Genomic DNA, 24848 nt, shown 5'->3' with positions numbered 1-24848 from the left:
CTAGTAAGAGGGCGGAACCACTGGTTTGGATTCATATGACTGAGGATTCTTCGCGGATGTCACCAGTTTGGCGTAACGGGTGCCCGCGGTGAGCAGGACCAGACCGGCCCCCAGGAACGCCAGCACGCGGGCGACACCGTCGAGCGCGGAGAGGTCGAACAGCACCAGCTTCACAACCGCGGCACCGACCAGGATCAGGCCGGAGATCCGCAGCGCCTTGTTGTTGATCCCCCTGACCAGCAGGAACAACGCGGCGACCGTCCACGACACCGTCACCATCGAGTGCCCGAAGAGGAACCCGGTCTCGTTCGGCGACATCAGCAGCGCCGCGCACAGCACCGCGCCCGCCGCGCCGTAGAGCAGCACGAGCCCGGAGACGATCCACGGGAACGGGTGCCTGGCCGGCTCGCGCAGCACCTGCATCTTCAGCGCGGCCCACGGCAGCATCGCGGCGAAGACGCCCAGCACGACCGCCGTCACCAGGCCGGCCGCGTAGTCACCGGGCTTGACGTAGGTGAAGTAGCGCGGCTCGTCGACCAGCCACGTGATCGGCACGGCGATGCCGACGGTCATGATGAACCCGACGAAGCCGAACGCGATCGAGCCCACGAGGGCGCTCTTCTTGTTCAGGCGCGCCGCCAGGAACGCCAGCAGCACCGCCTCGGCCAGCACGATCGCCGTGCGGACGTTGCTGTCGAGCGCGACCACCGTGGTCTGGAACAACGCGAGCATGCCCGCCGCACCGGCCGCCGCCGTGAACCCGCGCGGCAGGTCGGGCACCATCCAGATCGCCAGCAGCACGGCCGCGACCGCACCGGCGAGGATCGAGTTGGCCGGGTTCTCCAGCAGCGTGGTCGCGAACAACGCCGGCAGTGCCGACCCCGCGATCAACGCGATCGCGACGATGTCCTCGGGACGCTTGCGGATCGTCAGCAGGGCGACCGCGATGCCGACGACGGTCGTGGCCGCGGCGATGCCGACCACCGTCCACTCGTAGGAGCGCGGGATGGCGTTCGCGGTGGTGAGCAGCGAGGCGAGGATCGGCGGGAAGCCGCCGGCGATGGCGAGGCCCGGCCAGTCGCGCTTGATCTGGACCGGCGTGCTGGCCATCTTGAGCACCAGCAGGAAGCCGACGAGCAGGACCGTGAAGCCCTCGGTGATGATCGGCGAGCACAGCGCACAAGCTGCGACGACGGTGACCGCGAGCGCTTGCGACTCCCACTTCAGCGCGAGCAGGACACCGACCGCGGCGACGGCCAGCCCGACGACTAGTCCCACGCTCTCGGGCAGGTATCCGTACAGGCTCGTGGCGGCGATGACGTCGAGGTAGAGCCCGGCGAAACCGGTGAAGGCCAGCGCCATCGCCCCGGTGCGCCCGGCGGGGTTGCGGTGCAGCCACATGCCGATGCCGACCAGCGCGCCGCTGAACACCGCGCCGCCGATGACGCGCGGCAGCGGGCCGAGCCAGCCGCGCTGGACGGCCAGGACCAGCAGCAGCACGAAGCCGAGCACGGTGATCGCGCCACCGACCCACGCCAGCAGCTTCGCGCCGGCACCGTCCTTGCCGAGCTTCTCGAACAGGGTCTCGCGCGGCTGCGGCGCGGGCCACTGCTGCTGTTGCTGCGGGTGGGGCCACTGCCCCTGGCCGGGAGGCGGCAACTGCGGACCGGGAGGCGGCATCTGTGATCCCGCGGACGGCGGCATCTGCGGTCCTGCGGAAGGCGGCACCTGGCCCGACGCGGCCTGCTGCGACCACGGATTCGGCTGCTGCGGCACACCCAAGTGCTGCTGCTGATGAGTACGCGGGGCGCTTTCGTACTCTCCTGGGGTACGCGGCGTCCCCGCGTGCGGCTGCGAAACGGCGGCCGGAGGCGTCGGGACGGTCGTGGCCGGCGGCTGCGGCACCTCGCCGGGCCGCGCCACCTCAGGTGCCTCGATCACCGCGGTCGCGGTCGAGGCGGAGCGCTCGCGCATCTCCGTGCTGATCGTCGTCAGCCGCTGCCCGATGGCCGCGAGCTCCAGCGCGAGACGCTGCTCGTCTCCGAGGCGATCCTGTCCGTCCATGCGATCAGCGTGAGGCAGAGCACGCCCAGTTACATCCGTACACCTACTCATCCGCTTGACTGGATACATGTGTAATCGATTAACTACTGCTCCGTGACGACCATGAAGGACGTCGCGCAGCACGCCGGCGTCTCCACGGCCACCGTGTCGCGCGTGCTCAACGGCCATGCCGCGCCGACGCCCGAGACCCGTGAGCGAGTGCTCGCCGCGATCGAGGAACTCGGCTACCGGCCCAACGCCCTGGCGCGATCCCTCAGGACCACCAGCACCCAGACCCTCGGTCTGGTCATCAGCGATCTGCTGAACCCGTTCTTCGCCGAGATCGCGCGAGCGGTCGAGGACGAAGCCCGGTCACACGGCTACTGCGTCGTGATCGGGAACGCCGACGAGAGCGCCGAGCAGGAAGCGACCTACGTGCGCACCCTGCTCGACCGCCGGGTGGACGGCCTCCTGCTGTGCCCCGCGACCGACGACCCGAGTCTGGTTCGCGAAGTGAGCGCAGGCGGCGTACCGCTAGTTCTGCTCGACCGGACGGTCAGGGGCGCCACATGCCCCGTCGTCCGCGCTGACGGCAGCGAGGCGTTGACCGCGCTCGCCCGGCGGCTCGTCGGCGCCGGCCACACCCGCATCGGAGTGATCGCGGGTCCGCCGAACACCTCCACTGGAAGAGAACGAACCGACGTGCTCACGGGGTCGCTCGGCGGCCTCGCGCAGGTCGTGCACGGCGACTTCCGCCAGGAGAGCGGCAGTCAGGCCGCCGCGAGGCTCATCGACGACGGCGCCACCGCGCTCGTGGCGATGGACAACCTGATGGGTCTCGGCGCGCTGGGCGAGGTCCGGGCGCGCGGCCTGCAGATCCCGCACGACATCGCGTTCGCGGTGTTCGACGACCAGCCGTGGTTCCCGCTGCTCGACCCGCCGATCACGGTCATCGCGCAGCCGACCGTCGAGATGGGCAAGGCCGCCGCCCGCAGCCTGCTCGCCCTGATCGACGGCCGCCAGCCCGACGACGTCCGCCTCACCGCGAAGCTCGTGCTGCGCGGTTCGCTCGGGGAGGCCGAGCTGTGAAGACCCTCATCACCGCCCGCGGCATCACCAAGCACTTCGGTGCCACCAAGGCGTTGGACGGCGTCGACCTCGACATCTTCGCGGGCGAGGTCCACGTCCTGCTCGGCGAGAACGGTGCCGGCAAGTCCACGCTGGTCAAGGTCCTCGCGGGCATCCACGGCCACGACGCCGGCACGATCGAGGGCCACGCCAGCCTCGCCGTCATCCACCAGGAACTGGCGCTGGTGCCCGAGCTCAGCGTCGCGGAGAACCTGTTCCTCAACCGCCTCCCGCGCCGGTTCGGCTTCGTCGACCGGGCCGAGATGCGCCGCAGGGCACCGGAACTGCTGGACCGCGTAGGCCTCAATGTCGACCCGGACGCCAAGGTCCGCGACCTCGGCATCGCCCAGCAGCAGATGATCGAGATCGCCCGCGCGCTCGACAAGGACGCCGGCGTGCTGATCCTCGACGAACCGACCGCGGTCCTCACCGAGACCGAGACCGACCGGTTGCTGCAGATCATGGCCCAGCTGCGCCAGAACGGCGTCGGGCTCGTCTTCATCACCCACCACCTCGACGAGATCCAGCGCATCGCCGACCGCATCACGGTCCTGCGCGACGGCCGGAGCGTCGGCGTCCTCGGACCCAAGGCCACCACCCGGCACATGATCGAGCTGATGGTCGGCCGCCCGATCGACGAGCAGTACCCACGCGCGCAACAACGTCCTGGTCAGCCGCTGCTCAGCATCGAGGGCCTGACCAAGCGCGGTGTCTTCGAGGACATCACCATCGAGGTCCACGCGGGCGAGGTCGTCGGCATCGCCGGCCTGGTCGGCGCGGGCCGGACGGAGGTCGCGCGGGCCGCGTTCGGCGTCGACGGCTACGACCACGGCACGGTCGAGGTCGACGGCAAGCCGTTGCGCCGGGGCGACGTGCAGGCCGCCATCAAGGCAGGACTGGGCCTGGTGCCCGAGGACCGCAAGGGCCAGGGCCTCGTCCTCACCGCCACCGTCGGCCAGAACCTCGAACTCGTCACGCTCGACGACCGCGACCAGAAGCGCCTGCACGACATCGCGGGCAAGCTCCGGATCAAGGGCCGCGTCGAGCAGCCGGTGAAGGAACTCTCCGGCGGCAACCAGCAGAAGGTCGTCATCGGCAAGTGGCTGCTGGCCGACCCGAAGGTGCTGATCCTCGACGAACCGACCAGGGGCGTCGACGTCGGCGCCAAGGTCGAGATCTACGAGCTCATCAACCGCATGACCGCGCAGGGCCGGGCCGTGCTGCTCGTGTCCAGCGACCTGCCCGAGGTGATCGGGATGAGCGACCGCGTCGTCGTGATGGCACACGGCCGGGTGGCCGGTGAGCTGCCCAGGGGCGCGACCCAAGACCAGGTGATGGCACTCGCCGTGCAGGAGATCTCAGCGTGAGCACGATCAGCATTCGCAAGTACGCCAGTGAGAACGGCGCCCTCGCGGGCCTTCTCCTCCTCGCGCTGGTCATCGCGATCATGCAGCCGGCGTTCCTCAACGCGCAGAACCTGCTCAACGTCGGCGTGCAGGCCGCGGTCATCGCGATCATGGCGTTCGGCATGACGTTCGTGGTGGTCGCGGGCGGCATCGACCTGTCGGTGGGCAGCATCGCCGCGCTGGCCGCGATGGTCGGCGCACTCACCGCCGGGCCGATCGGCCTGGTCGTCGGCGCGCTGTGCGGTCTCGTCAACGGTGCGCTGGTCAGCTACGGCAAGCTGCCGCCGTTCATCGCGACGCTGGCCATGCTCAGCGTCGCCCGCGGTCTCACGCTGGTGTTCTCCGAGGGCCAGCCGCACGAGACCGACGCGCTGGTCACGTTCCTCGGCTCGAACCTCGCGCCGATGGTTCCGCTGCCGCTGCTGCTGATGCTGGCGTTTTTCGGCATCACCGGCCTGATCCTCACCCGCACCAACCTCGGCCGCCGCATGTACGCGATCGGCGGCAACGAGGAAGCGGCCAAGCTCAGCGGCATCGACGTCCGGAGGCAGAAGCTCTGGATCTACGCGCTGAGCGGCCTCTTCGCCGCCGCCGCGGGCCTCGTGCTCGCGGGACGGCTCGGGTCCGCCGGTCCGCAGGCAGCGGCCGGTTACGAGCTCGACGCCATCGCCGCGGTCGTCATCGGCGGTGCGTCGCTGTCCGGTGGCGTCGGCCGCGCCACCGGGACGTTGGTCGGCGCACTTGTGCTCGCCGTCCTGCGCAACGGCCTCAACCTGCTGCAGGTGCCGCCGTTCTGGCAGCAGGTCGTCATCGGCGTGGTGATCGCTCTCGCCGCGCTGCTCGACTCACTTCGCCGTCGCTGAGAACAACCCGCAACAGGTAAGGAAGACACCAATGAAGGTGACCCGACGGATCGCGCTGACGCTCGGCGCCGCTGCTCTGCTGGCGACCGGGTGCAGCGGAACAGGGGCGTCCGGGGGCCAGATCACCATCGGCCTTGCGGTGTCCACTTTGAACAACCCGTTCTTCGTGGAACTGCAGCAGGGTGCGCAGGAGATGGCGGACCAGCTCGGCGCCAAGCTGACCGTGGTCGACGCGCAGAACGACGCGACGAACCAGGTCAACCAGGTGCAGACGCTGGTGACGCAGGGCGTGAAGGTGATCATCCTCAACCCGGTCGACTCCAAGCAGTCCGGGCCCGCCGCGAAGGCCGCCGAGACGGCGAACATCCCGCTGATCTCGGTCGACCGCGCGGTGGAGGGCAAGGTCGCCGCCGAGGTCGCGTCGAACAACGTCTCGGGCGGCAGCCTCGCGGCCATCGAGCTCGGCCGCGCCACCTCCGGCGAGGTCGCGCACCTCAAGGGCATCCCGGGCGCGTCGGCGTCGCGTGACCGCGGCCAGGGCTTCGAGCAGGGCCTGAACAGCGGCAACATCAAGGTCGTCGCCTCGGCCGTCGCCGACTTCGACCGCGCCAAGGCCCTCAACGAGACCACGAACCTGCTGCAGGGCCACCCCGGTCTCAAGGGCGTCTTCGCCGAGAACGACGAGATGGCGCTCGGCGCGATCAAGGCTCTCGGCGCCCGTGCCGGCAAGGACGTGCAGGTCGTCGGCTTCGACGGCACGCCGGACGGCCTGAAGGCGATCCAGGACGGCACGCTCGCCGCGACCGTCGCGCAGCAGCCGAAGCTCCTCGGTTCCAAGGCCGTCGAGCAGGCCGTGCACGCCGCCAAGGGCGAGCCCGTTCAGCAGGTCGTGGACGTCGAGGTCAAGGTCATCACCGCGAAGAACGTGGCAGAGTTCGTCAAGTGACGCAGACTTTGCTCGTTCTCGGGTCCGCCAACGCCGACCTCGTGGTCGAGGTCGGCAGGCGGCCCGCCGGCGGTGAGACCGTGCTCGGCGGCGACACCGTCGTGCTGCCCGGCGGCAAGGGCGCGAACACCGCCGTTGCCGCCGCACGCGTCGGTGCCTCCGTCGCGTTGGTCGGTGCCGTCGGTGGCGACGGGTACGGCTCGCTGCTGCGCGAGTCGCTGGAGTCGTCCGGCGTCGACACGGCGCTGGTGAAGACCTCCTCCCGTCCCACCGGGATCGCGTACATCACCGTGACCCCGGACGGCGAGAACTCCATCGTGGTGTCCCCCGGCGCCAACGCCGACGTGTCACCGTCCGATGTGGACGCTCTCTCGTTCGACGGCGCGGCCGTGCTGACGTGCTCGCTGGAAGTGCCGCTGGAGACCGTGATCCACGCGATCGGCGCTGCTTCCCGTGCCGGAGTCCGGACCGTGCTCAACCTGTCGCCGGTCGCGGAACTGCCCGCGGAGACGTTGCGGCAGCTCACCGTGCTGATCGTGAACGAGCACGAGGCCGCACAGCTCGCGTCGGACTGGCGTTCCCTGCTCGAACTCGGCCCCAGTTCGGCCATCGTGACGCTGGGCTCGCGCGGCGCCGCCGTGGTGGAGGAGTCCGGCGTCGTCGAGGTGCCGGCGATCGAGGTCGCCGAGGTGGTCGACACGACCGGTGCCGGTGACGCGTTCGCCGGTGCGCTGTCCGCGCGGCTGGCCGAGGGCGACGACCTGGTGCAGGCCGCCCGCTACGCCGCGAAGGTCGCCGCGCTGTCCGTCACGAAGGCGGGCGCGCAGCCGTCCTACCCGACCGCCGCCGAGGTCGGCTAGGCCCGCACCGCCGCGCGGTCGTCGAACAGGTCTTCGTTCGGCAGCGAGTACTTCTCGACGTCCGGTGCCCTGTCCGGCAACGGGTCCAACGGCATCTCCGGTTGCAGCGGCGGGGCGGCGACCTGGTTGAACGGGATTCCGCGCGGCGCCCTGACCTTCTTCCGCGGCGCGGGCTCGTCGTACCGCACGTCCTGGCCGTTGCCGGCGATCACGTTGCCGGCCAGGTCCGTCGGCGCCGGGTCCTGGCCGCGGCTCAGCACCAGCCCGGTGCCGGGGTTACCGGTGATCAGGTTGCGGGACACCAGGTTCTTCGTGCTGGCCAGGAGGCTCATGCCGAGCCCGAACGCGCCGTCGGCCTGCTCGGGCGAGAAGGTCTCGTCGTTGTCGGAGACGAGGTTGCCGACGAGCACGACGTCCTCCTGGCGCTCGGCGGCCGAGGTCATGCCCACCCGGTTGCCGCTGAACCTGTTGCCCAGCACGAACATCCGGCCGGACGCGTTCGTGCCCTGGTAGCCCACGGCGTTGCGTTCGGCGACGTTGCCGCGCACGACGACGTCGCACGGCTTGCACCGGCTGACGGAGAACCCGGAGTCCGCGCTGCCGCTCGCGTAGCTCTGCTCGATCACGCCGTGCTGGGAGTTGAGGGCGTGGACGCCGAACTGCGCGTTGTTGCTGGCCGTCACGTAGGAGACGCGAAAGCCACGCTGCTCGGAGATCAGCACACCGTCCGAGGTGTGGTTGCGGACCGTCAGGTTCTGCACGGACACGTCCGCGGCGGCGACCACGATCCCGTTGGCGCGCTCGGTCTCGCCGTCGATGATCACGCTGCCGCGGCTGGCTCCCCTGATCGTGAGGCCCTTGGTCCTGACCTGCACCGACTCCTCGTAGACGCCCGGTGACACGAGGATCGTCGCGCCCTCCTGCGCCACGTCGACGGCGTCCTGGATGGTGCTCAGCTGCGCCGGGACGTTGATCTCGGGGCCGAGGCCCGGTTGCGCCGACGAGCATCCGGCGACCAGTAAGACTGCGGCGAAGACGTACTGAAGGCGCACGGCTGGCACCGTACTGCTCCGAATGGCCTAGGGTCACATCGCGGTCGGCTGTGCGTGTTAAGCCGTGATGACGAACTGGGCGTCGCAACGCGTTCCGCCGCTCAATTGGTCACACTGAGCTGTCCTGGGTTTCCCGTCGGAGGGTATGGTCTAGACCATGTCGAGCGCGCGGCTGAGCGGTGTCGGTGTGAGCAGCGGTCGGGCAACCGGCCCCGTGGTGAGGATCGCCGAGGCCCTGCCGGAACCTCCTGCGGGCCAGCGAACAGCGGATACGAAGATGGAAGCCTCCCTCATCCGTCCCGCGACGGAGGTCGTGGCGCAGCGCCTGATGGAGCGCGCGAAGACGGTCGAGGGTGATGCCCGCGCCGTGCTGGAGACGACGGCGGCGATGGCCGGCGACCCGTCCCTCATCAAGGCCGCCGAGAAGCTGGTCGTCGACCAGTCGCTGACCGCCGCCCGTGCCGTGCACGAGGCCGCGCAGAAGTTCATCTCCGCACTGCAGGCCGCCGGTGGCTACATGGCCGAACGGGCCCGCGACGTCCAGGACGTCCGCGACCGCGTGGTGGCCGAACTCCTCGGCCAGCCCGCGCCGGGAGTCCCCGACCTGACCTCGCCGTCCGTGCTGGTGGCGCGCGACCTCGCGCCCGCCGACACCGCGGGCCTCGACCCGGCGAAGGTCCTCGCCCTGGTCACGGAGGAGGGCGGCCCCACCTCCCACACGGCGATCCTCGCCCGTTCGCTCGGCATCCCGGCCGTCGTCGCGTGCCGCGGCATCCTGGCGTTCGAGGGCACCTCTCTCGACGTTGACGGCGACACGGGTCAGGTCCGCGAGTCGGACGGCAAGGTCCGCGCCGCCGGCACCGGCAAGAAGGCCGAGTGGAACGGCGTCGGCGTGCTCAAGGACGGCCTGCGGGTGAAGGTCCTGGGCAACGTCGGCTCGCCCGCCGACGCCCTGGCCGCTGCTCAGGCTGGTGCGGAGGGAGTGGGCCTCTTCCGCACGGAGTTCTGCTTCCTGGACGCAGCTGAGGAACCGACCGTTGCTGAGCAGACTGCTGCTTACGAGGCTGTGCTGGCGCCGTTCAAGGGCAAGCCGGTTGTGGTGCGCACGCTCGACGCGGGTGCGGACAAGCCGCTGGCGTTTCTGAACCCGGACCCCGAGCCGAACCCGGCCATGGGCGTCCGCGGCCTGCGCGTCGCCTTCGACCGCCCCGAGATCCTCGACCGCCAGCTCGAAGCCATCGCCCTGGCCGCGGCGTCGTCCGGCGCCGACGTCTCGGTCATGGCCCCGATGGTCGCCACCGCCGCCGAAGCCGCCTGGTTCGTCGAGCGCGCCCGCAAGGCCGGCATCCCTCGCGTCGGCGTGATGGTCGAGGTCCCGTCCGCGGCCCTGTCAGCTCGCGAAATCCTGCAGGTCGTCGACTTCATCTCCATCGGCACCAACGACCTGGCCCAGTACGTCTTCGCCGCCGACCGCCAGCTCGGCGGCGTGGCAGCGCTGAACGACCCGTGGCAGCCCGCGCTGCTGCGCCTGATCGCCCTGGTCGGCGAGGCGGCGACCGCCACCGGCAAGCCCGTCGGCGTCTGCGGCGAGGCGGCGGCCGACCCGCTGCTCGCGTGCGTGCTGATCGGCCTCGGCGTCACGTCGCTGTCGATGAACCACACGGCGCTCGCCGGCGTCGGCGCGCGGCTCGCGACGTCCAGCATGGACATCTGCCAGCTCGCGGCCCGTGGCGCACTGGCCGCGGGCGACCCCGCCTCGGCGAAGCTGGCGGCCCGCGCTCCGCACTAACCGACCGCTGTCACGCGGATCTCGATGCGCATCTTCGGGTGACCGAGGGCGGTGACCCCGCTCTCGGTCCAGATCGGCGCACGATCACCCATGCGTGAGCGGAACTGCTCGACCATCACGCGGTTGTGGTCGTCGAACGAGTCGTCGCCGAGCACGTGGTACGAGTTCACGTGCACGACGTCGGCCCAGGACGAGCCCGCGGTCGCGAGAGTCCGCTCGACGTTGTCGAACGCGCGCACGATCTCGTCCTCGAGCGACTCGGGGAACTCGAACTCGTCGTCCCAGCCGCCCTGCCCGGACGTCTCGACGCGGTCGCCGATGCGCACGGCCTGGCTGTACCGCATGTTCTTCAGCTGCGTCTCGCCGTATCCGGGGGTGGCGAAGAACTCCGGCTTGTCCACGATTGCCTCCAATGACTTCACGCTTGAAGTCAACCGTACACGACTTCAAGCGTGAAGTAAGCTCCGCGGCGTGGAGTGGCTGAACGCGGACGAGAAGGAAGCCTGGACCGGGCTGATCTCGATGGTGCTGCTGCTGCCGGGCCGGCTCGAGGCGCCGCTGCAACAGGAGTCGGGCCTGAGCCTCTTCGACTACCTGGTGCTCAGCCACGTCTCGGAGGCGCCGGACCGCAGGATCCGGATGAGCGAACTGGCGCACCTCGCGAACGGCTCGCTGTCGAGGCTGTCCAACGTGGTCAAGCGCTTCGAGCAACGCGGCTGGGTGGTGCGCTTCCCAGACCCCGACGACGGCCGGTACACCCTCGCCTCCCTGACCGACGAGGGCTACGAGGTGGTCGCGGCCGCCGCGCCCACGCACCTGCGCACGGTCCGGCAGTTCGTGCTCGACCCGCTCACCGCCGCCGACCGCCAGGCGTTGACGCGCATCGCGGCCAAGCTCAGCGTGACGATCCCGCCGCCCTAGCTCGGGCGCAGTTCGTCGAGAACCGCCCTGATCAGCGGGTGGTCCTCCGAACCGGTGCGCACCGCCGCGACGACCCGCCGCAGCGGCGCCACCCCGGCCACCGGCACCCCGCGCACGGCGTTCCGCGGTGCCAGCGCCACACCGGCACCGGCCGCGACGAGGGCCTGAATCGCGCGGAAGTCGTCAGACGTGTGCCTGATACGCGGCGTGAACCCGGCCTGCGCGCACGCCATCTCCACGACGTCACGCAACGGGTTGCCGGGCAGCGTCACCACCCAGTCCTCGTCGGCGAGCGCCGCCAGGTCCACCGGCCCGGTGGCCGGGTGCCCCGGCGGCAGCACGACGTCGAAAGGCTCCGTGTACAGCGGAAACCGGGTGAAGCGGTCCGTCGTGCGGTGTTCCTCGGTGATCGCCACGTCGATCTCGCCGTCCAGCAGCAAGCGCACGCTCTCGTGCCCCTCGGCGTCGCGCACGGACAGTTCGATCGACCGTTCCTTCAGCGCGGCCAGCGCGGGCGCCACCACCTGCGTGATCGCCGACGCGAACGCCGCCACCCCCACCCGCCCGGCCGAGCCGGAGGCGAGAGCGTCCAAAGTGGCCTGTGCGCGTTCCAGTTCGGCGGCGACGACGTGGGCGTGCGTGACGAGCAGGTCGCCCGCCGGCGTCAGCGACACCCGTCGCCCTTTGCGCAGCAGCAACGGATGCCCTGCCTCGGACTCCAGCGCCGCGAGCTGCTGCGACACCGCCGACGGCGTGAGGTGCAGTGCGGCGGCTGCGGCCGTCACGGTGCCGTGGTCAGCGAGCGCGCGCAGCACGCGGAGCCGTCTTGGGTCGATCACCGCTCAATGATGGGGGATTCCACTTCGCCGTTCACGGGGACGTCCTGAGGCACGATCGGCTCGAAACCGACCTGCTCCAGCAGGAGGTACTCCACCTCCGAGATGGTCATCCTCTCGGGCAGGCCGAACTGGGGCGTGGTGATCACGTCCCGCTTGACGATCGGCAGGCCGGTCTCCTGGTCGATCACCAGCTGCGTCTCGACGTCGGCGAACTGGAACGTCGGCGGCGCGGCGATCGCCACACCGATCCCCCGGCGCTCGTTGAGCACGGTCACCTCACCGAGGAACCGCGCCCCGTCGAGCGTCTTGATCAACTCGAACGCCGCCCGCCGCTGGTCATCCCGCACGTTCGAGCTGATCAGCTCCATCGCGAGCGACCCGATCCGGTAGGCGTCCTTCCCCACGATGGTCTCCAGCGCCTTCCTCAACTCCCGCGGGTCGGCGGGCAGCGAGTCGAGCGAGTCGAAACGCGCCTGGCTGTGCAGCGACATCTGGAACCCGGACACGGCGGTCTTCTGCACCGCCGGCTTCATCGGTCCGATGCGCACCAGGTGGGTCCCACCGACCTGCGGCACCGTCTCCGGCCTGCCCGCGGCCTCCCACGGGTTGCCGTCGCGGTCCAACGGGAAGGGCCGCACGTCGCCGTCCTTCTGCAGGACCGTGACCTGCTGGTTGGCGGCCATCCACCGGTCGGTCTTGGAGTCGATGCGCACGGCGTACGGGTCCGCCGGGTCGCCGACGATCATCAACGACCACTGCCGCGTCAGCTCGTGCCACCACTTCGGAGGAGCGGCGGGCTGCACGGGCTGAGGAGGCGCGGGCAGCAACACGACCGCGAGCACGATCACGGCGGCGATGACCAGCAAGGGAGCGAACCGCCGGACGAACTGCTTCCTGACCGGCCTCTCCTGCGGCAACGTGACGATGCGCGCGAGATCGCGCTCCATCCGGTCGCGGTCGACCTCGGGCACGGGCGGCTTGGCCTGCGCCAGGTCCTTCATGAGGTCTTCCATGACTCCCTCGCACTGTCGAATTTCGGCGTCCAGAGAGCAGCCTGCAGACGCCTCCGAGCCCGATGCAGCCGCACGAAGAACGTCGCCGTCGTGCACCCGAGCACCTGCGCGGCCTCGGCCGCGGCCAGCCCGTGCCACGCGATCAGCGTGAGAACCTCCTGGTCGGCCTCGGACAGGCTCGACAGCGCCGCCCGCAGCTCGATCACCGCGAAGTCGTCGTCGGCGGGGAAGTCGGTGAGCTCGTAGGTCGTCGTCTGGCGATGGGACGCGCGCACGAGGTTGCGGGCGATGCCGAGCAGCCACGGCAGCGCGTTCGACGGCATCTGCCCGGACTTGCGCCAGGCGATCGTGAAGGTCTCGCTGGTGATGTCCTCAGCGAGCCGCGGCCCCGCGTGGCTCGCCGCGTAGGCGAGCACCCGCGGGTAGCACTCGCGGTAGACGCTCGAGAATTCCTCCACGTCAGGTAGTGCGCCGACCCCGCCGATTCTTACTCCTGAGTGACGCGGGTCACACCTCGGAGGAACGCCGACCACGCCTCGCCCGACACGGGCAGGTGCGTTGCGGGCGCCTTGCTGTCCCGGATGCCGATGCCACGTCCGACCTCGACGCAGTCGCTTGAGTCTGCGCTGTACGAGCTCTTGCGCCACGTCGACATGGGAACGTCTCCTCAGATCAGGATGCCGTTGATCAGCTCCCTCGATTGTTCCGGATCCAGAGCCTGAGCGTCGAGCGCCTTCAGCACGGAGGCGTAGATGGCCAGCGACTTCGTGTCTTCCAGGAACAAGCCGGAGTTCTTGCCTTCGAGGAAGATGGCCGGCTCGAACTTCTCGTAGCCGAGCCGGAGAAACGATCCGGAAACACCCGCGTGGGCGCGAATGGCGATGGGCACGACTCGTACGGTGATGTAGTCGCGCTGTGCCATCGCCAAGATGTGGATGTACTGATCTTTCATCACGTCCGGCCCACCCACTGGCAGGCGCAAAGCCTGCTCGTGGATGTAGAACGCGAACGTGCGGCTCCAGTGAAAGAGCTTGTGGCGTTCAAGCTTTGCCGCGATGACCTTCTCGTAGTCGACCGACGCCTTGCGCGCTTCTCCTTCGAGGACGGCCCGCATGTAGTCGGAAGTCTGGAGATGGCCGGGGACGAGATTCGTCGACCAGACGGTGATCTCGTTGGCGAGGCGTTCCTGGGTGAGCAGAGTGGGCAGCTGATCTGGCGGCCCGTCGGGGAGCTTGAGATAGCCGCTCTCGCGCGTCTCGCGGAACAGCGCGAGCAGGTACCGGGCCTCGAGCGGCTTGACGCGGCAGTAGCCGAGCAACCGCTCCAGGTCGGCCTCGGTCACGCCGCCCTTGCCGCGGACCAGGTCGGAAAGTTTGGCTTCGTCCCAGCCGAGTTCTTCGGCGAGCTTGCGATGGGTCAGCCCGGTCTGCTCGATGGCGTTGCGAACGGCATCACCGAACTCGCGTCCGACCACACTGGACTTTCGTCGTGGCATGCCGACGAAACTAGAAGGAAGTCTCGTACCGGCTCCATTGTTTCCTTCCGAATATCCCCGAAGGAAGTAGTTTTTGGAGCCGGTACAAGTCCTACCTCTACATCTTTGCGCGTGCGGCTACAAACGCGTCCACGGCGCGATTGACGTCATCGGTCGTGTGTGCGGCAGACATCTGCGTACGGATACGAGCCTTGCCATGCGGCACGACCGGGTACGAGAAGCCGATGACGTAAATGCCCTGCTCCAGCAGCAGATCCGCCAACCTGCCCGCCTCGGCCGCGTCACCGATCATCACCGGGATGATCGGGTGCTCGCCGGGCAGCAGGTCGAAGCCCTCCTCGGTCATCCGCCGGCGGAACAGCTCGGTGTTCTCCCGGAGCCGGACGAGCAGGTCGGACGAATTCGACAGCATGTCGAGGGTGGCAATCGCGGCGGCCGTGATCGACGGCGCGAGGGAGTTCGAGAACAGGTACGGGCGCGAGCGCTGGCGCAGCAGTTCGACGATCTCCCTGCGGCCGGACGTGTAGCCGCCGGACGCGCCGCCCAGCGCCTTGCCGAGCGTCCCCGTGACGATGTCGACGCGGTCCTGCACGCCGAACAGTTCCGGGGTGCCGCGGCCAGTCGGGCCGGTGAAGCCGACGGCGTGCGAGTCGTCGACCATGACCAGCGCGTTGTAGCGCTCGGCCAGGTCGCAGATCTCGTCGAGCGGCGCGAGGTAGCCGTCCATCGAGAACACGCCGTCGGTCGCGATCAGCCGGTAGCGCGCATCGGCCGAGTCCTTGAGCTGGCGCTCCAGGTCGTCCATGTCGCGGTTCTTGTAGCGGAACCGGCGAGCCTTCGACAGGCGGACGCCGTCGATGATCGACGCGTGGTTCAGCTCGTCGGAGATGATCGCGTCCTCGGCGCCGAGCAGCGTCTCGAACAGGCCGCCGTTCGCGTCGAAGCACGAGCTGTAGAGGATCGTGTCCTCGGTGCCGAGGAACTCGCTGAGCTTGCGCTCCAGTTCCTTGTGCGGCTCCTGGGTGCCGCAGATGAACCGCACCGAGGCCATGCCGAAGCCCCAGTCGTCCAGCGCCTTCTTCGCGGCCTCGATCAGCTGCGGGTGGTCGGCGAGTCCGAGGTAGTTGTTGGCGCAGAAGTTCAGGACCTCTTCGCCGGAACCAACGCGCACGGCGGCGTTCTGCGGGGTGCCGATGACGCGTTCGGACTTGTAGAGACCGGCCTCCCTGATCTCCCCGATCGTCTTGAGGAGGTCGTTCTTCAGCTCGCCGTACATCAGGCTCCCGTCCAGTCGAGGATGACCTTGCCGCACTTGCCTTCGCGCGCGGTGGCGAACGCCTCCGCGTGCTGCGTGTGGTCGTACCGGTGCGTGATGACCGGCGCGAGGTCGAGGCCGCGCTGCAACAGCACGGTCATCGAATACCAGGTCTCGAACATCTCGCGGCCGTAGATCCCCTTGATGTGCAGCATCTTCAGCACGACGCTGCTCCAGTCGACGGAGAACTCGTCCGCGGGCAGCCCCAGCATCGCGATGCGACCGCCGTGCGCCATGTTCGCGATCATGTCCCGCATCGCCGTCGGCTTGCCGGACATCTCCATGCCGACGTCGAAGCCCTCGGCCATGCCGAGTTCGCGCTGGGCGTCCGCGATCGTCTTCTCGGCGACGTTCACCGCGAGGTCGACGCCGACCTTGCGCGCGAGGTCGAGGCGGTGCTCGGAGATGTCGGTGATCACGACGTTGCGCGCGCCCGCGTGCTTGGCGACGGCGGCGGCCATGATGCCGATCGGGCCGGCGCCCGTGATGATCACGTCCTCGCCGATGACGGGGAAGCTCAGCGCGGTGTGCACGGCGTTGCCGAACGGGTCGAAGATCGCGGCCACGTCCAGGTCGACGGCCGTGCGGTGCACCCACGCGTTCTGCTCGGGCAGCACGACGTACTGCGCGAACGCGCCGTCGGAGTGCACGCCCAGACCGCGCGTGTTGGCGCAGAGGTGGCGGCGGCCGGCCTTGCAGTTGCGGCAGGTCCCGCAGACGAGGTGACCCTCGCCGCTGACCAGGTCGCCGACCTTGACGCCGGTGACGCTGCCGCCGATCTCGACGACCTCGCCGACGAACTCGTGGCCGAGGACGAGCGGCGCCTTGATGTTCTGCGCGGCCCAGTCGTCCCACGAGTCAATGTGCAGATCGGTGCCGCAGATGCCGGTGCGCAGCACCCTGACCAGCACGTCCGTCGGTCCCGGAGTGGGGTCCGGGACGTCGGTCAGTTCGAGGCCAGGCCCTGCGGCGACCTTGACGAGAGCCTTCATGCGGGAAGTTTCACCCTTTGCTGCTTGTGCAGTCCATCAGGACTTTCTGAAGTTCTTGTGCAGCTCAGCTTCATTGGCGATGTTGCGCACCATGCCGCCGAACACGATGCCGTGAAACGGCCAGACAGCCGCCCAGTAGAGGTGTCCGGCGAGCCCTTTGGGCACGAACACGGCGCGTTGGCGGTAAGTGGACCCGTGTCCCTCGTCGCCCGCCACTCGAAGCTCCAGCCACGCCTTCCCCGGCACCTTCATCTCGGCCCGCAGCCTCAGCAACTTCCCGCGTTCGATCTCCTCGACCCGCCAGAAGTCGAGCGCCTCGCCCACGTACAGCCGCTGCGGATCACGCCGTCCGCGCCGCAGCCCGACGCCGCCGACCAGCCGGTCCAGCCAGCCCCTGATCGCCCAGGCCAGCGGGAACGAGTACCAACCGCGCTCGCCGCCGATGCCTTCGACGACCTCCCACAACCGTTCGGGCGTGGCGTTCGTGCGCCGCTCGCGTTCGTCGGTGTAGACCGAACCGCCGGACCAGCCGGGGTCGGTCGGCAGCGGCTCGCTCGGCGAACCCGGCAGCGTCGCCCCCGACCAGCGCGTCTCCACGTCGGCGTCGCGGATCTTGCTCAGCGCCAGCTCGACGGCCTTGTCGTAGCCGGTGTTCTCGCCCGGCAGCACCTCGCGGATGTCGTTCTCCCGGCACACCACCTCGTGCACCAGCGACTCGATCAACGGCCTCGCGATCGACCGCGGCACCGGCGTGACGACGTTGACCCAGTGCGAGGACAGGCCCGGCGTCAGCAGCGGCACGGGCAGCACGCGACGCTTGGGCAGCCCGGCGACCTCGGCGTACCGGAGCATCATCTGCAGGTACGTCAGCACGTCCGGCCCGCCGATGTCGAACGTCCGGTTCTGGTTCTCGAGCGTGGTGGCCTCGACCAGGTAGCGCAGCACGTCCCGCACGGCGATCGGCTGGATCCGGTTGTGCACCCAGCGCGGCGTGACCATGACCGGCAGCCGTTCGGTGAGGTAGCGCAGCATCTCGAAGCTCGCCGACCCGGAACCGATGATCACGGCGGCCTGCAGCACCACGGCCTGCACGTCCGAGCGCAGGAAGACCTCGCCGACCTCCTTGCGGGAGGCGAGGTGCGGCGACAGCTCGACACCGGCCGGGTGCAGGCCGCCCAGGTAGACGATCCGCTGCACACCGGCCCGTTCGGCGGCCTTCGCCGTGTTCTCCGCGGCCTTGCGGTCGGCGTCGGCGAAGTCCTTCGACTGCAGCGAGTGCACGAGGTAGTGGACGACCTCGACGTCCCGCATCGCCTCGCCGAGATCACCGAGCACGTCCCCGCGCACGATCTCGACGTCAGCGGCCCACGGGACGTCGCGCAACTTCTCCGGCGAACGCACGAGGCAGCGGACCTCGTGCCCTTCGGCCAGCAGCCTGGGCACGAGTCGTCCGCCGAGGTACCCGGTCGCGCCGGTCACGAGACACCGCATGCCTCGATCCTGCGTGCTCTGGCACGTTCGTGCTGATCAGGGCTTCCGCGGCCTAGTGACCTCAGGCCTCCGGAGCGACGATCTTGGCCTCGATGCCCGCGTGCTCGGCGAGCAGGTAGAGCAGGTTGGCGCCGTCGATCAGTTCGAGCGGCTTGTCCGCGGCGAAGTCGTGGCTCGCTCTGCCGTACCTGGAGGTGGTGACCAGGATTCCCTTAGAGGCGCGCTCGTTCTGCATCGTGCCGTAGAGGTCACGGACGGCCGAGACGTCGACCGTGTTGCGGTATCGCTTGGCCTGGATCACGACCTTTCCACCCAGGACTGGTCGGGAGTCGAACGCCACGCAGTCGACTCCACCGTCACGAGACGCCCTCGTCTGCTTGGTGTCGAGGCCCATCTTCGTGAAGAGGTTCTGGATGAGGCTCTCGAACTCGGTCGGTGACAACTCGAGCAGGTTGGTACGTGAGTCGAGGCTGGACAACACGTCCGTCTCCTCGATGAAGCGCTTGTCCACCATGTCGAACTCGAGCACCGGCCGAACGGGAGCCAACTCGTCCGGTTTCTTAGACACGGCGGCGTTGAGGCGGTTGAGGCACTCGAGCGGTTCGACCATGCTCAGGTTGAAGTTGTCGAAGACGTCGTTCGTCGTGCGGAGCGTCACGAGGCACGGGCTGATCTCGGTGCCGGTGCCCTTGTCGATCGTCGACACCACGGCGTTGAAGACGAGGCTGTCGACCAGCTTGAGCCGATCGGCCTCGAACACCTCGTGCACCGTCCGGAGCGTCACCTGGGCGACGACGCTTGCGTACAGAGATTTGATGTCCTTGGCGGGGCGAGCGACCGATGTGATCTCGTCCTTGGATTTGACGTAGCGGAACTCGCGTTCGGTGGGAACGCAATCGATCGTCGGCAGCTCGTACTCGACGACCAGTTGCTTCGACCCCGGCACGTAGGCGATCCGGTAGCGCTGGGGAAACGACTCCGGGTAGTCGGAGTTGGCGAGCACCAACGTGAAGTAGTCGACGATCGCCTGCGGTTCACCTGCTTGGAACGCCTCGGCGAACCTGTCGACCTCGGCGTTGTGCTCCTCTGCCTCGTCAACCCTCGCTTGGCATTCCTGCTGGTACACCCGCTCCGCGGCGGCGAGCCCGGCCAACCGTTCCTGCTCGGCGAGCTGATGGCGCTGGTCGGCTTCCGCATGCCGTTGCCGCGCGCCGGCCAGCTGCTGGTGCCACTGCTGGTCTGCGAAGGCGAACTGCTGCTGGGCCCCGGCGAGGTCGCGCTCGTACGCCTTGCCGTTGAACAGCTTGCTCAGCCCAGTCGGCGCCTGCGGTGCGAACTGCTCGAAGATCGGCCGGGAAGGAAGTCGTTCCATCACCGGACGGGCCGTGGCCTGGGCGAGCGAACCCGGCTGGAACGGCGGGTGCACGGCCTTCCGCTTTAACGACCTGAAGTCGACGTAGTCATCGACTTCGAGTGTTGAGGAGAGAAGGTTCTCCAAATCCGTGACCGAGGCCGTCAAGTCTGCGTTGTACTGGTCTGCCAACGCTTGCTGCGCTTCCAGGTGAGCCAGCTTCTGCTGCTTTTCCATTTCGGCTCGGGCTCGCGCGTCCGCCTTGACCAATTGCTCGGCGTAGCGGCGCTCTGCCGCGGCGGTGCGCAGCGCCTCGCGATGTGCCTGCTGCTGTTGCCTCACGTAGGCGGCTTCAGCACGCTGACGCTCGCGTTGCTGACGAGCGAGGTCTCGCTGCATCTGCACGAAGATGCCGGTGCGACGTGCCATTCCCACCCCAGTGCCCGACGACGATAGCTACGGAGGAATCGCCAGATCCCTCCGATTCGCTACACGTCGTCACTGGAACGGATGAACGCAGGTCAGCGCTTGCTCCGCTTGATCACCACGGTTCCGCCGCGCACCGAGCCCTTGAGCTGGAAGTGCGGGTTGCCCGCGGTGTGCTGGACCTTGTCCTTGAGTTCGCCCGCCGTGACCTCGACGGCGTCGGCGTTGACCGACGACCCCGCCGGCAGCAGGAGCTTCACCGTGCCCAGCGACACGTCCAGGTCGACGTTGACGACCGGCGGCACCTCGGCGGCGGTGAAGTCGAGGTTCGTGGTGCCGAGGGTGTTGCGGATGACGAGCTCGTTCGGCACGACCCAGTGACCCTTGCGGGTCGTGGTGCTCATCGTGTTCTTCAGCTCGGTCCGCTCGCGGGCCAGCTCGTTGTTGACCATGCCGGGCAGGTCGAGCAGCACCACGTTCAGGTCGGCGCGGGTCTTCGCGCCGAGTGCGGTGTCCGTGCGGACGGTGAACTCGTCGAGCGTGATCATGCCGCGGCCCACCGCCTTGTTCAGGAGGGTGACGACGTGCTCGCGTTCCGCGTCGGACACGCGTAAGTCTCTGGGGTCTGTCATTTCTCTGCCTCCGGTTCGGCGTCGAGACCGTGCTCGATGGCATAACGCGCCAACTCCACCCGGTTGTGCAGTTGGAGTTTGCGCAATGTCGACTGAACGTGGTTTTCGACCGTGCGGTGGGAGATCACCAGGCGGTTCGCGATCTGTCGTGCGGTCAGGCCCTTGGCCACCAGCCGCAGCACCTCGGTCTCCCGGTCGGTGAGCTGAGGCTTCTCCTCCGAGTCGTCGGGCGCGGCGGCCATGCGCCGGTACTCGCCCAGCACCAGGCCCGCGAGCCCCGCCGTGAACACGGCGTCGCCCGCGGCCGTGCGGGACACGGCCTCGACCAGTTCCTCGGAGGACGCGGACTTCACCAGGTAACCGGACGCCCCCGCCTTGACGGCCTGCAGCACGTCGTCGTGCTCGCCGGACGCGGACAGCACGAGCACGCGCGTCTCGGGCAGCTCGCTGGTGATCATCGCGGTGGCGTCGACCCCGGAGAGTTCGCCGAGGTTGAGGTCCATCAGCACCACGTTGGGCCGCACGGCCTTCGCGATCCGCACCGCCGAGGGCGCGTCACCCGCGGTCGCCACGACCTCGAAGCCGCGTTCCTGCAGATCGCGCGCCACGCCTTCGCGCCACATCGGATGGTCGTCCACGACCATCACCGAGACCGTCATCTTGCCGCCCCCTTCCTGAACACCCGAACCTCCCATTCCGTGCCCTCCCCCGGCCCGGTCTGGAGCTCCAGCGTTCCGCCGAGCGACTCCACCCGGCCTTTGATCGACTTCTCGATCCCCATCCTGCCTTCCGCGGCGGCCGACGCGATCCGGCCTTCGGGGATGCCAGGCCCATCGTCCCTGACGCTCAGCACGATCTCTTCCCCGAGATCTTCCAGCAGCACCCAGGCCCGCGCGTCCTCACCGCAGTGCTTGTCCACGTTGGACAGCGCCTCGCGCACCAGCGACGTGAGTTCGCCCGCCGCCGGTGCCTCGAACATCACCTGGGTGGCTGGCGTCGACACCTGGATCCTCGGCGTGGCGAGCATCTGCAGGCCGGGGCGCAGGTCGATCTCTCCATCCACTGTGGAGTCGGTCGGCGCGGCGGCCACCAGGTTCCGCAGCGCCACCTCCTGCTCGCCCGCCATCTTGGCCAGTTCGGCGGCCTCGCCACCGACCTCCAGGCCGCGCTTGCGCACGCGGGCAAGCACTTGCAGCACGCTGTCGTGGATCGACCGGGCAAGCCTCTCGCGTTCGGCCGTTGCGGCTTCGGCTCTCAGAGCTTGTGCGAGGAGCACCGCCGAACGCCGTGCCGTGGCCGATGCCATGCCGACGATCATGCCCGCACCGGCCAGCAGCACGACGTCGCGCAGCAGGTCGAGGCTCGGCACGCCCTTGGCCAGGTAGGTGGAGAGGCCGATCGCCAGTCCGCCCGCCAAGCCCGCATAGGCCCCGCCGAGCGCGCCCAACGCCACCGCCGGCACGCACGCCCAGATCGTCGTGATCAACGGGACGTTCAGCGTCAGCAGCTGGTGGTCGGACATGATCACCTGCGACAGCGACATCAACCCGCAGGTCAGAGCGAGGTCGACCAGCACGATCGGCCACCGCCTGCCCCACGTCGTGCTGTAGGCGCGGCTCGTGAAGACGGACCACAGCGCCATCACCCCGAGCGTGGTCCACGCGAGCCACGGCCGTACGTAACCAGATTGGTTCGCGATGACGTTGGCCGCCGCGAAGAGGAATGTGACTATGCGTAGCGCAATCGTCCCGCGCCACAGGGGCGTGGCCGGGTCGTCGATCACCTTTGTCACACGTTCGGCAGGCTCTTTGGGCACGCTGTGCTCCTTTCGGGCACCATCCTGCCGCTTGAACGTGTGCTGGCTAACCCCCAGGTGGCCGTCTTCTGCCGAACGGAGGAATGTGCGACGCTCTCCGGGTTCGGGGGAGGGCGATGCGGGTGCGGGACTGGCCGGTGTGGAGTTTGCGGCAGCCTGCGCTCTACTACTGGTTGTTCATCGACATCGCCGCCCTCGCCACCGTCACCTACGCGATCGTTTCCTCCGAAACACCGTCACCCTCCGAAATCGCCAAGTTCGCGGCGATCGCGGGCACGGCGGGCGCGGTGATCATCGGTAGCACCATCTACAGCCACCGCCTGGGCGAGACCGAGCGCAACCCGTGGGCAGCCCACCTCTGCTACCTGACGGCGGGCATCCTCGCCCTCCCGCCGAACCTGATGGTGCTGCTCCTCTTCGGCCCGGCCCTGCACTGCCTGCTGACCCAGCGCCCGGAAACGCACCGCTGGCTCTTCACGCTGAGCGCCACGACCCTGGCCGTCTTCACCACCCGCTACGTCCTCGGCTGGGCCGACCCGCACGCCAACCTCGTGATCCTCACCCTGGCCGCGACGCTGCTGCTGCTCCTGCGAGCGGGCCTGATCGCGCTGGGCCTGAAGCTGCGCAGCCCGTCCGCCACCTTCGAGGAGAACGTCGGCGAACCCATCGACGCCATCCTCGGCGTGGTAGCCGTGTCGATCGGCGGCCTCATGGGCTGCGTGGCGGAGTCGAACGCGATCCACGTCCTCATCGCCGGCCCGTCCCTGGCCCTGCTGGAACGAGCAGCCCAACTCCCGCAGTGGCGCCGCTCGGCCCAGCGCGACGCCAAGACCGGCCTCGCCAACGCGGTGCACTGGGACACCCGAGCCCGTTACGAACTGGCCAAGGGCGCGAGCCGCGTCCGCCCGATGGCCGTGATGCTCCTCGACCTCGACCACTTCAAAAGGGTCAACGACGAGGTGGGCCACCTCGCAGGCGACGCGGCACTGGCCGCGATCTCGTTGCTCCTGCGCGGCACCGTCCGCCGGGGAGACCTCGTCGGCCGGTTCGGAGGCGAGGAGTTCGTGGTGCTCCTGCCCGAGGCCACGCCGGACGAGGCCGAGCACGTCGCCGAACGCGTGCGCAAGGCCGTGGCGGCCCTACGCGTGCCCACGATGGCCACGGACGGCAAGCCGCACGAGCTGCACGGGCTGACAGTGTCCATAGGGGTGTCGACGACGACTCGGTTCGGGTACGAGCTGCCGGACCTGTTGGTGGCGGCCGACGCGGCGTTGCTGGCGGCCAAGGCCTACGGCCGCAATCTCGTGTCGATGGCTTAGAGCTCTTTGACCCGTTCGCTCTTGTCGTCCTTCGGCGCCGTGTCCTGAGGATTCAGCACGTCCACCTTCTCCGGGTTCTGCGCGGAGTCCGAATCGGACACCAGCGACCGGATCCCGGAGTTCAGCACCGCCAGCAACGGCACGGCCAGCAACGCCCCGGCGATGCCGCCGGTCACCAGCCCGCCGGCGATAGCCAGCACCACGGCCAACGGGTGCAACTTGACCGCACGCCCCAGCAACAACGGCTGCAGAACGTGCGACTCCAGCTGCATCACACCGATGAGCACGGCCAGCACGACCAAAGCAGCAATGGGCCCGTTGGTCACCAACGCGATCAACACCGCCACGGCACCGGTGAACACCGCACCGATGATGGGGATGAACGCACCGAGGAACACCAACGCGGACAGCGGCACCACGAGCGGCACACCGATGATCGCCAGGCCGACACCAACGCCGACGGCGTCCACGATCGCGACCACGGCCGTAGCGCGCACATAAGAAACGAGAGAGCTGAACCCCCGCCGCCCCGCCACGTCGAGACGCTGACGCACGTCGCGGGGCACCGCACGAGTGACGAAACGCCAGATGCCGTCACCGTCGTGCAGGAAGAAGATCAGCGTGAACAGCGCCAGCAGCAACCCGGTGAGGAGCTCGCCCAGGGTCGCGGCGGTCGTCAGGGCACCGGACGTGATCTCCGCCTGGTTCTCCTTGATCGTCTTCACGATCTCGTTGACGTAGTTCTGCAGCTGCTGGTCCGACAGGTGCGCGGGACCGTCCTTCAGCCACGTCTGGATCGTGTCGAGCGACGCCGCCACCTGCGACTGCAGCTCGGGCAGACCCCGGGAGAACTCGCTGATCACGAACGTCAGCACGCCGCCGAGGACACCGAGGCCGATGATCATCATCACGGTCACGGCCACGCCGCGCGGCACCCGCCACTCGACGAGCTTCGAGACGCCCGGCGACAGCAGTGCGGCGAGCAGCAGCGCGATAGCGACGGGGATCACTATCGACGCGAGGAAGCCGAACACGTAGGCGACCACGTACAACGCGGCCACCACGACGACGAACCGCCAGCTCAGCGCGGCACTCACCCGCAGCAGCTTCGGAACGCGGCCGCTGATCTCCGACTCCGGCGTGCTCATGGA

At 68.9% G+C, this 24848-nt stretch carries 24 protein-coding genes; 8 read left to right on the top strand and 16 right to left on the bottom strand.

Features of this window, described 5'->3' with window-relative positions; genetic code table 11:
* Entirely contained in the window at positions 1-2064 is a 2064-nt protein-coding gene (locus tag AB0M48_RS31015; protein ID WP_363848795.1) for a DUF2339 domain-containing protein, read from the bottom strand.
* A gap of 102 nt (positions 2065-2166) precedes the next feature.
* On the opposite strand from AB0M48_RS31015, the gene AB0M48_RS31010 reads away from it, so the two are divergent.
* The 5 genes from AB0M48_RS31010 to AB0M48_RS30990 are packed head-to-tail and all read left to right on the top strand — an operon-like array spanning position 2167 to position 7246.
* Complete coding sequence (locus tag AB0M48_RS31010; protein ID WP_036016338.1) at positions 2167-3132, top strand: LacI family DNA-binding transcriptional regulator; 966 nt, start codon at positions 2167-2169, stop codon at positions 3130-3132.
* Positions 3129-4538: a sugar ABC transporter ATP-binding protein gene (locus tag AB0M48_RS31005; protein ID WP_363848794.1), complete on the top strand. Its 1410-nt coding sequence runs from the start codon at positions 3129-3131 to the stop codon at positions 4536-4538. Before AB0M48_RS31010 ends, AB0M48_RS31005 begins: the two co-directional genes overlap by 4 nt.
* Positions 4535-5440, top strand: a complete 906-nt coding sequence (locus AB0M48_RS31000; protein ID WP_363848793.1) for an ABC transporter permease — start codon at positions 4535-4537, stop codon at positions 5438-5440. The genes AB0M48_RS31005 and AB0M48_RS31000 overlap by 4 nt, the downstream gene beginning before the upstream one ends.
* 31 nt (positions 5441-5471) lie before the next feature.
* The gene (locus tag AB0M48_RS30995; protein WP_266036274.1) at positions 5472-6386 is read left to right on the top strand and encodes a substrate-binding domain-containing protein; all 915 of its coding nucleotides are present in this window, start codon (positions 5472-5474) and stop codon (positions 6384-6386) included.
* Positions 6383-7246: a ribokinase gene (locus AB0M48_RS30990; RefSeq protein WP_363848790.1), complete on the top strand. Its 864-nt coding sequence runs from the start codon at positions 6383-6385 to the stop codon at positions 7244-7246. Before AB0M48_RS30995 ends, AB0M48_RS30990 begins: the two co-directional genes overlap by 4 nt.
* On the opposite strand, the gene AB0M48_RS30985 is transcribed toward AB0M48_RS30990, so the two are convergent.
* Positions 7243-8298 (bottom strand): right-handed parallel beta-helix repeat-containing protein, encoded by a 1056-nt coding sequence (locus AB0M48_RS30985; protein WP_363848788.1) that lies wholly within the window; start codon positions 8296-8298, stop codon positions 7243-7245. The genes AB0M48_RS30990 and AB0M48_RS30985 overlap by 4 nt on opposite strands.
* Positions 8299-8455: 157 nt before the next feature.
* Between AB0M48_RS30985 and ptsP the strand changes: the two genes are divergently transcribed.
* Positions 8456-10087, top strand: coding sequence for a phosphoenolpyruvate--protein phosphotransferase (ptsP, locus tag AB0M48_RS30980; protein ID WP_363848786.1), 1632 nt, complete (start codon positions 8456-8458; stop codon positions 10085-10087).
* Here ptsP and AB0M48_RS30975 read toward each other — a convergent pair.
* Positions 10084-10488 (bottom strand): RidA family protein, encoded by a 405-nt coding sequence (locus tag AB0M48_RS30975; protein WP_363848978.1) that lies wholly within the window; start codon positions 10486-10488, stop codon positions 10084-10086. The two genes, ptsP and AB0M48_RS30975, sit on opposite strands and share 4 nt — an antisense overlap.
* 121 nt (positions 10489-10609) lie before the next feature.
* Between AB0M48_RS30975 and AB0M48_RS30970 the strand changes: the two genes are divergently transcribed.
* The gene (locus AB0M48_RS30970; RefSeq protein WP_363848976.1) at positions 10610-11008 is read left to right on the top strand and encodes a MarR family transcriptional regulator; all 399 of its coding nucleotides are present in this window, start codon (positions 10610-10612) and stop codon (positions 11006-11008) included.
* Here AB0M48_RS30970 and AB0M48_RS30965 read toward each other — a convergent pair.
* From AB0M48_RS30965 to AB0M48_RS30910, 12 genes are all read right to left on the bottom strand, one after another.
* Positions 11005-11847, bottom strand: a complete 843-nt coding sequence (locus AB0M48_RS30965; RefSeq protein WP_363848785.1) for a LysR family transcriptional regulator — start codon at positions 11845-11847, stop codon at positions 11005-11007. The genes AB0M48_RS30970 and AB0M48_RS30965 overlap by 4 nt on opposite strands.
* Positions 11844-12860 carry a hypothetical protein gene (locus AB0M48_RS30960; RefSeq protein WP_363848784.1) on the bottom strand — a complete coding sequence of 339 codons (1017 nt, stop codon included), beginning with the start codon at positions 12858-12860 and terminating at the stop codon, positions 11844-11846. Before AB0M48_RS30960 ends, AB0M48_RS30965 begins: the two co-directional genes overlap by 4 nt.
* Positions 12845-13318, bottom strand: a complete 474-nt coding sequence (locus tag AB0M48_RS30955; protein WP_363848782.1) for a sigma-70 family RNA polymerase sigma factor — start codon at positions 13316-13318, stop codon at positions 12845-12847. The genes AB0M48_RS30960 and AB0M48_RS30955 overlap by 16 nt, the downstream gene beginning before the upstream one ends.
* Before the next feature lie 29 nt (positions 13319-13347).
* Positions 13348-13515: a DUF397 domain-containing protein gene (locus AB0M48_RS30950; protein WP_363848780.1), complete on the bottom strand. Its 168-nt coding sequence runs from the start codon at positions 13513-13515 to the stop codon at positions 13348-13350.
* A 12-nt stretch (positions 13516-13527) separates the two neighbouring features.
* Positions 13528-14355, bottom strand: coding sequence for a helix-turn-helix transcriptional regulator (locus tag AB0M48_RS30945; RefSeq protein WP_363848779.1), 828 nt, complete (start codon positions 14353-14355; stop codon positions 13528-13530).
* A gap of 97 nt (positions 14356-14452) precedes the next feature.
* On the bottom strand, positions 14453-15631 hold the full coding sequence (locus AB0M48_RS30940) for a glycine C-acetyltransferase (protein WP_363848777.1): 1179 nt from the start codon (positions 15629-15631) through the stop codon (positions 14453-14455).
* Positions 15631-16662 carry an L-threonine 3-dehydrogenase gene (gene tdh, locus AB0M48_RS30935; RefSeq protein WP_363848776.1) on the bottom strand — a complete coding sequence of 344 codons (1032 nt, stop codon included), beginning with the start codon at positions 16660-16662 and terminating at the stop codon, positions 15631-15633. Before tdh ends, AB0M48_RS30940 begins: the two co-directional genes overlap by 1 nt.
* A 36-nt stretch (positions 16663-16698) precedes the next feature.
* Positions 16699-18153, bottom strand: a complete 1455-nt coding sequence (locus tag AB0M48_RS30930) for an SDR family oxidoreductase (RefSeq protein ID WP_363848774.1) — start codon at positions 18151-18153, stop codon at positions 16699-16701.
* Positions 18154-18214: 61 nt separating this feature from the next.
* Complete coding sequence (locus AB0M48_RS30925; RefSeq protein ID WP_363848773.1) at positions 18215-19933, bottom strand: restriction endonuclease; 1719 nt, start codon at positions 19931-19933, stop codon at positions 18215-18217.
* A 92-nt stretch (positions 19934-20025) separates the two neighbouring features.
* The gene (locus AB0M48_RS30920) at positions 20026-20538 is read right to left on the bottom strand and encodes a DUF1707 domain-containing protein (protein WP_363848771.1); all 513 of its coding nucleotides are present in this window, start codon (positions 20536-20538) and stop codon (positions 20026-20028) included.
* Positions 20539-20558: 20 nt separating this feature from the next.
* Positions 20559-21221 (bottom strand): response regulator transcription factor, encoded by a 663-nt coding sequence (locus AB0M48_RS30915; RefSeq protein ID WP_319983429.1) that lies wholly within the window; start codon positions 21219-21221, stop codon positions 20559-20561.
* Positions 21218-22378, bottom strand: a complete 1161-nt coding sequence (locus tag AB0M48_RS30910) for a DUF5931 domain-containing protein (RefSeq protein WP_363848769.1) — start codon at positions 22376-22378, stop codon at positions 21218-21220. Before AB0M48_RS30910 ends, AB0M48_RS30915 begins: the two co-directional genes overlap by 4 nt.
* 116 nt (positions 22379-22494) lie before the next feature.
* On the opposite strand from AB0M48_RS30910, the gene AB0M48_RS30905 reads away from it, so the two are divergent.
* Entirely contained in the window at positions 22495-23697 is a 1203-nt protein-coding gene (locus tag AB0M48_RS30905; RefSeq protein WP_363848768.1) for a diguanylate cyclase, read from the top strand.
* On the opposite strand, the gene AB0M48_RS30900 is transcribed toward AB0M48_RS30905, so the two are convergent.
* A complete protein-coding gene (locus AB0M48_RS30900; RefSeq protein WP_363848766.1) occupies positions 23694-24845 on the bottom strand; it encodes an AI-2E family transporter in 1152 nt (383 codons plus the stop codon). The two genes, AB0M48_RS30905 and AB0M48_RS30900, sit on opposite strands and share 4 nt — an antisense overlap.
* Positions 24846-24848 lie beyond the last annotated feature (3 nt).

Source organism: Lentzea sp. NPDC051208 (genome assembly GCF_040682435.1).
GTDB classification, from domain to species: Bacteria; Actinomycetota; Actinomycetes; order Mycobacteriales; family Pseudonocardiaceae; genus Lentzea; species Lentzea kristufekii.
This window is presented reverse-complemented; position numbering and strand designations above follow the sequence as displayed.